The sequence below is a fragment of the Paenibacillus forsythiae T98 genome (assembly GCF_000520735.1).
GTDB classification, from domain to species: domain Bacteria; phylum Bacillota; class Bacilli; order Paenibacillales; family Paenibacillaceae; genus Paenibacillus_AQ; species Paenibacillus_AQ forsythiae.
Map to the genome: position 1 here is coordinate 1 of NZ_ASSC01000562.1, position 6892 is coordinate 6892.

The following is a 6892-nucleotide window of genomic DNA, read 5'->3' on the forward strand; positions in this document are numbered from 1 at the left end:
AAGATGAAGCGGCTTCCATAAGGGTCTTGCTTCAATATTGTCAGCGGCCAGCGCCATCAGCAGATCGCTTATTCTGACCCCGGTCGCCTCCTCGTCAATCGTCAGCGTCGTCAGCCAACGGTTCGAACGCGTACCCGGCAATTCCGGCATGAATTCAACGCCCTTCAAGCCGCCGAAAGCCGCCCGGTAGTTCTCGAACACCGCTCTTCTCGCCTGCACCCGTTCATCCAGCACCTGAAGCTGGGCCCGGCCGACGCCCGCAAGCAGATTGCTCAGTCTGTAATTATAGCCCATGACGCTGTGCTGGTAATGCGGCGCAGCATCTCTCGCCTGGGTCGCGAGGAAGCGCGCCCTGGCCAGCGCCTCCTCATCATCGGACACGAGCATGCCGCCGCCCGAGGTCGTAATGATCTTGTTGCCGTTGAACGAGTAAATGCCGAACTTGCCATGGGTGCCGCTCGCCTTGCCTTCATAGGTGGAGCCGAGCGATTCCGCGGCATCCTCGATAACCGGCACATCATACCGGCTGCACAGCGACAGGATCTCCTTCATCCGGGCGCTCTGCCCGTACAAATGAACGACGATGACCGCCTTGGGCAAGCGGCCCTCAAGCTCGGCTTCCCGGAGCGCCCGCTCCAGCGCCTCGGGCGACATGTTCCACGTCTGCGGCTCGGAATCGATGAATACCGGCTCGGCTCCGGCGTAGCATACCGGGTTTGCGCTCGCCACGAAGGTAAAGGTGGAGCAGAACACCCGGTCCCCCGGCCCGACATCCAGCAGCCGGAGCGCAATATGGATGGCGGCCGTGCCCGAGCTCAGGGCGGCGGCACCGCCCGCTCCCGTATATTCGGCGATCTCCCGTTCGAAGGCATCGACATTGGGGCCGAGCGGCGCAATCCAGTTCGTCTCAAACGCTTCATCAATATAGAGCTGCTCCCGTCCGCTCATATGGGGCGGGGACAGAAAAATCCGCTCATTTGCCATGCCTATCAACCTCGACTTCCTTCTTCTTTGTTCACGCCCCCCTGAAATACGGGCATCGTGACATGATTTCCGCTGCTGATTCCTTCGGATCGGATGACTTTAAGCAGGGTCATCGCCAGGATCTTCAGATCCAGAGCGAAGCTGTAATGATCGACATACCAGGTATCGAGCCTGAACTTCTCCTCCCAGGAAATCGCATTCCGCCCGTTCACCTGGGCCCATCCGGTAATTCCCGGCTTGACCAGATGACGCCGGGCCTGCTCTTCCGTATACAGCTGCAAATAGCTCATAAGCAGCGGTCTTGGACCGACGAGACTAATGTCGCCCCTGACCACATTCCACAGCTGGGGAAGCTCATCCAGACTGTATTTTCGCAGGAATTGTCCAAACGGCGTAAGCCGGATATGGTCGGACAGAAGCTCGCCCGAATCGTCCCGCTCATCCGTCATCGTCCTGAATTTATACACATCGAACGGCTTGCCGTGCAGTCCGGGCCGTCGCTGCCTGAACAGGACCGGCGAACCGAGCTTTATCCGCACCAGCAAGGCCGTACCCGCGATCACCGGCGACAACGCAAGTAATAGCGCCAGCGACACCGCCAGATCAAATACCCTTTTCACCCCAATCCCCCCTATGAGAACATCTTCCGCATTCTTGCAATATTCTCCGGCCCGACCACCCGGCTGACCGTCCGCTTCACGCCGCTCCGGATGCGGACGTGAAGCGGAAGCCAGGACTGCGCAAAATGATGGATGGGATAGCTGTCTTCCGTCAGGTAGCTCCCGCCGTTAATGTAGTCGTAAGGACTAAAGTACGTCCGGGGATAGAAGGTTACCCCGTTCTCCGTCACCTGATATTGTCCGTTAAGCTTTAGACCGTGCCGCATGCAGATTTCGCTGATCACCGCCGTGTTGGTCGTGGTGTCCGGAGAGCCGTCCGGCAGAAGAAAGCTCCGGGCTTCGTAATAATCCAGCAGCTCCTTGATCCAGCCGTGGCCGGCCACCGCCCCCATCGTGCCCGATTGCAGGTAATGCTCATCCTCGAATCCCGAGAAAGCCTCCAGCTCCAGAAAGCGATCCAGCGGCCGGATCACTTCAACATCCGTATCCATGTAGATTCCGCCATGGGTGTATAAAGCGTGCAGCCGAACATAGTCGCTGACAAACGCGTATTTTCGGTGTTCATAGGCTTCCTTCGCATACCGGTTAACCGTAACGTCGAAGTTATCCTCGTTCCATTCCACGAATTGAAAGCCGGGCAAATGCCTGTGCCAGCTCTTGATGCACTTTTGCAGCTTGCCCGGCTTCTCGCCGCGGCCGAACCAGCAGTAGTGGACCACTTCGGGGATCTTCCTCGAAGAATTCATCTGTCCGCCTCCTTAGTTGAACCAGGGAATAAGATCGCTTCTGTAATCAATACCGAGCGTGATCACATTTTCATAGAAGAAATAGACCAGATACACAACCAGGACAACCAGATACACCAGCTTCTGGTCCTTTCTGCGGAACGCCTTCACTATCCATGCCGTAAGCAAAATCTGGTAGACGGTAAAATAGATCGCCAGTCTGGCAAAAATCCAGTTCTGGGTAGCGACCAGCATCAATACAAATCCGATCAGGGACATATTGACAATTACGTCAATATCCTTGAACTGCGCGCTCAGCTTCTCCCTGCCGAGATAGGCGACGATCAGCGGCAATCCGTAGAAGGCCACCCGCACCACATTGGCGCCGCCCTCCGATAAGCTCTGATACACGCCGTACTGCGTATCCTTGATCGCCGAGAACAGCATTTCCGAAAATTGACTGTACCCGAAGACGATCAGGACGGCGACGCCGAGCAGCAGCAGGGTCGAGGTGGTCCAGGCCTTTCTCCGCACGATGAAGAAGATCGGAATCAGGATCAGCGCGCTTTGATGGAACAGAGAGGCGAACAGAACGACCGGGATATATCTCTTCCAGTTCCCCTCAAACAGATATTTCGTCGCGGCGAACACCATCGAGGTCGCCAAATACTGCCGGATGCCGTTCATGGAGACGATAAACGCGCCGGAAGTAATATAGATATACACGGCCAGCTCGAACAGCCGCGCATATTTATACAGCATGGTCATAATGAGCATGTTGGTGACAAGCGCTGTAATCAGAATCATGTACTGCGGATCATTCGTGTACAGCTTCAGGATTTTTTGAAAAATATTAAAGCCGATATCGTCGTTGGTCCACACATACTGCCAGGTGAAATTGTCGGTGAGAAACGAATGGACATACATCTCCGTATCGCCGATATTGTTCCGAATCCCGGAAATGAGACAGAACCAGAGGGCCGTCATCAGAACCAGGAGACGATTCGGCCTGACGCCTGCGGGAAGAGACAGGCTCGGAGTGGAGAAGTACCTGGCCGAAAGCGAGAGCATAAAAGCAAATGCCAAGTGAATCCACAATACGGTCATTGGGAGTCACTCTCCTGAACCGGTCTGATCCTCCCCGTCATTTCCTGGACGATAACCGGGCCCGGGCGCTGCGTCCGTCGAATGTACAGATACAGCAGGACTCCAAGCGGAAGCGCCAGCACCGTCGACGCCTTGCGGGGGGATTCCGCCACAAACCTGCGGTTGCCCATTATCAGGCTGCTGGACACGTAATGGACCGCTTCGCGCAGCCTTTCCTTGAAGGAGGGCGCATAAACCATCGCCACTTTCCGAAAAAAAGCGAAGCCCTGCGGATTATTGCGGTACTGCCTGATCATGTTCAGGCTCGAACCGTCCGCCCGGTATTCCACATGGCAGAGCACCTCGTTCATGACCAGCAGCGGAAGCTGCTGATCAATCAGCAGATATTTATAGGTGAGCGGAACGTATTTCTCGCCCGGAAAAATCGGGTACGGCGGTACGCCGCTTGTCACGGCGGTACGGTACACCAGCTTCTTGTCGCCCTTGACCTTCCATTTGGCATAAAGTCCGCTCAGCGTCGACGCCTTCAGCCCCTCCGGCATGGCGCTCCCGATAATTTCCCCGTCCGGCGAGGCGTCCAGCCCGACAATGCCGGCATACTGCTCGCTTCCATGCCGCCTCCAGAACGAGAGAATCCGCTCCACCGCGTTATCGGCCAAATAATCATCAGAGTCGATGCACACGTTCAGCTCCGTATCCATCCGTTCATAGGCCGCATTATGCGCGCCGTGCATGCCCTGATTGTCCTGGTAGTGATAGCGGATGACAATCCTTCCTTCGCTGATCCAGCCCTCTACCAGCTCCCGGGTCCGGTCGGTGGAGCCGTCGTCGATAATCAGCCAGACAAAATCCTTGCAGGACTGGCGGATCAGGCTCTCATAGCATAGATGGAGAGTATGCGCTCTATTGTAAGTCGGGGTAAAGACCGTAAGCGAAGGAACCATGATGCTCACCTCGGGTTCAGAATTGGCCGCCACGCCGCATGGTAGAAGGAAGCAAGCCATTCGGCTGTCTTGGCGGAGTCGTATCCGCTTCGGCGCAGCTGCTCCGATGTATCCGCATGTTCATAGGATGAATCCAGCACCGCCCGCGCCCAATGGTCCGGGGATTCCTGCAAGCCGATGAACTGCACCCTGCCCGTCAAATCGGCCTCCCTGGTAATGGCGCCGGACGCAATGCATCTCAGCCCTGCGGCCTGCGCTTCGACGAGAACGACAGGCAGCCCTTCATACAGGGAAGGGAACAGGAACAGGTCCATGCCCTGCATCAGCCTCGAAATATCCGAACGGACGCCCAGAAAGGCGACATGCTCTCCCAATCCCAGCTTTTCGGCCTTTCGCCGGATCACAGGCTCCAGCTGTCCCGCTCCCACCAGCACCAACAGCACGTTGCGGTTCCTCCGGTAGACGCTGTGAAAGATGTCCAGCAGAAACGAGTGGTTCTTCTGCTCATTGAATCGGCCGACATGGCCGATCACGAGCCGCTCACCCGCCTGAAGCTCGTCTCTCACCTGTTCCCGCGCGGAAGGGTCAAATGCGAAGTCCTGAAGGCTGATCGCGTTATTCATGACAATGAGATCGTTCTTCTCCTCAATTCCCTTGCCGAACAGCCAGCGTCCCGCGTTCTTCGAGCAGGCAAAATACCGGGTGGGATGATCCTTCATGGTGTATTTCGCGTAAACGCGGAAGGGGAATTTCAGATCCAGTCTTAAATCGCTTAGATGGCTGTGCGCGATCCGGCACGGGATTCCGGCCTGTCTGGCCGCCCGCAGAACAAAGCTGCTGTTCTCGTTGATGTGGGAATGGACGACGCGGTATTCCGGGTGCGCACGGAAGAACTCCGCCAGCTTTTTGAAATAAATCCGGTAATTTCCCGGTCTTATTGGCGGCATTCGGTGAATGACCCCGCCCAGCGCTTCGATTTCATCATCGTAATGCCCTCTTTCCAGCCGGTGAACCATAAAATCAAATTGAATGCTGCCGCGGTCCATCTGACGGTAATAGTTCATGAGCATAGTCTCCAGTCCGCCCCGGTTCATCATGGTGACGACCTGAAGAATTCGAACGGGTTCCATTGTCCACACCTCTCGTATTCTTGATTCGCAAATGGTTGATCACTTTCAGCATCAGATAAATCCCGGGCGCCAGCCTCCATTTTCCGAGCAGAAAAAAGACTCTCCACGCCTTGGTGCAGTACCTCAGCTCAAATCCCTCAAACGACGAACGGGCCTCCCGCCTGGAGACAAGCGAGTGGATATCCCTGATTTTGGCGAGCGGCGAGACCCTGTTGTCTTTAGCAATAATGTTGAGGCCGAGTCCCAATGTATTGATGCAAATCCGGTTGCGGAGCGCCCGGGCATATTCCGCCGGCAGCTCATGCTCTTCGATGAAGGAGCGCATGTGGCCGTACAGCTTGCTGAATTTACGCTCCAGCCGGGGGGTGTAACGGGACGTAATGGACGAGGCGTTGGATTTCCAGTAATGATAGAACGGGCGGTTCAGAAAGACGAAGGAGCGGGCATAATGGCATACATGAATGTTGAAGAGCGAGTCCTCATTCGTCCCGATCACCTCAAGGTCGGTAAAAGAGGCGGCGGCTCTCCCGATCAGATCCGCGCGGTACAGCTTGCCCCACACTGTTCCCCAGGCGTCCAGATAATCCGGCTGCGCCAGTTCTTCTCCCAGCGGGCCGAACAGTCGCCTTGTTATATGCTCCTGAACCTCTTCCCCCCGGTATACCCGGCCATCCGGCAGCGGGAATGCTTTCTCTTTGGCGTGGCCGCCGAACTCGCGTACATACGTGCACATGACGATATCCGCGGCTTCCCGCTCCGCCGCCTGGCGCATCGCCATCAACATCTCCATGTCCACCCAATCATCCGGATCGACAAAGGCGATGTACCTCCCCGATGCCTGCCCCATCCCTTCATTGCGGGCGGAGGAGACGCCGCCGTTGCTCCGGTTGATGAGAACGATGCGGCTGTCCCTGTCCGCATATTGCCGGAGGATGGGGAGACTGCCGTCGGTCGAGCCGTCGTTCACCGCGATGATCTCCAGATCGCCGAAGCTTTGGCCCAGCAGACTGTCCAGACATCTGGGCAAATAGGCCTCCATGTTATATATGGGCACGATGATACTGATTTCCGGCCTCATAGCCCCCATCCTCTCTCATATGCCCCGAATAGATGGACACAAGCTCCTCTACGACCGATTGCAAATTATAGACTCCGGTAAGCTCCACGCTTCGCTCGCCCAGCCTGCTCCGCAGTTCCGCAGAGCGGCAAAGGCCAAGCATATGCTCCGCGAACAGCTCCTCCTGATCCTGCTCGACGATATACCCGTTCTCCCCGTGCTTCACAAGCTCCGAATGGCCTCTGTTTCTTGTGGCGATGACCGGCAGGCCGCAGGCCATAGCCTCCATAATATTGACCGGCAGCCCCTCCCGAAGACTTGCCGA

Annotated in this window: 8 protein-coding genes; all 8 read right to left on the reverse strand. The window is 56.5% G+C overall.

What is annotated here, in order from left to right; genetic code table 11:
- Window positions 1–984, reverse strand: a 984-nt coding sequence (locus tag L692_RS0117570) for an aminotransferase class I/II-fold pyridoxal phosphate-dependent enzyme (RefSeq protein ID WP_025701407.1), incomplete at its 3' end; no start/stop codon positions are given.
- A gap of 5 nt (window positions 985–989) precedes the next feature.
- On the reverse strand, window positions 990–1604 hold the full coding sequence (locus L692_RS0117575; protein WP_025701408.1) for a sugar transferase: 615 nt from the start codon (window positions 1602–1604) through the stop codon (window positions 990–992).
- 11 nt (window positions 1605–1615) lie between these two features.
- On the reverse strand, window positions 1616–2350 hold the full coding sequence (locus L692_RS0117580) for a glycosyltransferase family 32 protein (RefSeq protein WP_025701409.1): 735 nt from the start codon (window positions 2348–2350) through the stop codon (window positions 1616–1618).
- A gap of 12 nt (window positions 2351–2362) precedes the next feature.
- On the reverse strand, window positions 2363–3436 hold the full coding sequence (locus L692_RS0117585) for an EpsG family protein (RefSeq protein WP_025701410.1): 1074 nt from the start codon (window positions 3434–3436) through the stop codon (window positions 2363–2365).
- Entirely contained in the window at window positions 3433–4380 is a 948-nt protein-coding gene (locus tag L692_RS0117590) for a glycosyltransferase family A protein (protein ID WP_025701411.1), read from the reverse strand. Before L692_RS0117590 ends, L692_RS0117585 begins: the two co-directional genes overlap by 4 nt.
- Before the next feature lie 5 nt (window positions 4381–4385).
- The gene (locus L692_RS0117595; protein ID WP_232238815.1) at window positions 4386–5444 is read right to left on the reverse strand and encodes a glycosyltransferase family 1 protein; all 1059 of its coding nucleotides are present in this window, start codon (window positions 5442–5444) and stop codon (window positions 4386–4388) included.
- Window positions 5401–6588 carry a glycosyltransferase family 2 protein gene (locus L692_RS0117600; RefSeq protein ID WP_025701413.1) on the reverse strand — a complete coding sequence of 396 codons (1188 nt, stop codon included), beginning with the start codon at window positions 6586–6588 and terminating at the stop codon, window positions 5401–5403. Before L692_RS0117600 ends, L692_RS0117595 begins: the two co-directional genes overlap by 44 nt.
- On the reverse strand, window positions 6551–6892 hold a 342-nt coding region (locus L692_RS0117605), incomplete at its 5' end, for a glycosyltransferase (protein ID WP_025701414.1). The genes L692_RS0117600 and L692_RS0117605, both read right to left, overlap by 38 nt.

Bases quoted from the DNA above. Each gene is read 5' to 3' on its own strand.
- L692_RS0117600 (WP_025701413.1), bottom strand. From the start codon at position 6,588: ATGAGGCCGGAAATCAGTATCATCGTGCCCATATATAACATGGAGGCC.
- L692_RS0117585 (WP_025701410.1), bottom strand. From the start codon at position 3,436: ATGACCGTATTGTGGATTCACTTGGCATTTGCTTTTATGCTCTCGCTT.
- L692_RS0117580 (WP_025701409.1), bottom strand. From the start codon at position 2,350: ATGAATTCTTCGAGGAAGATCCCCGAAGTGGTCCACTACTGCTGGTTC.
- L692_RS0117590 (WP_025701411.1), bottom strand. From the start codon at position 4,380: ATGGTTCCTTCGCTTACGGTCTTTACCCCGACTTACAATAGAGCGCAT.
- L692_RS0117595 (WP_232238815.1), bottom strand. From the start codon at position 5,444: ATGAACTATTACCGTCAGATGGACCGCGGCAGCATTCAATTTGATTTT.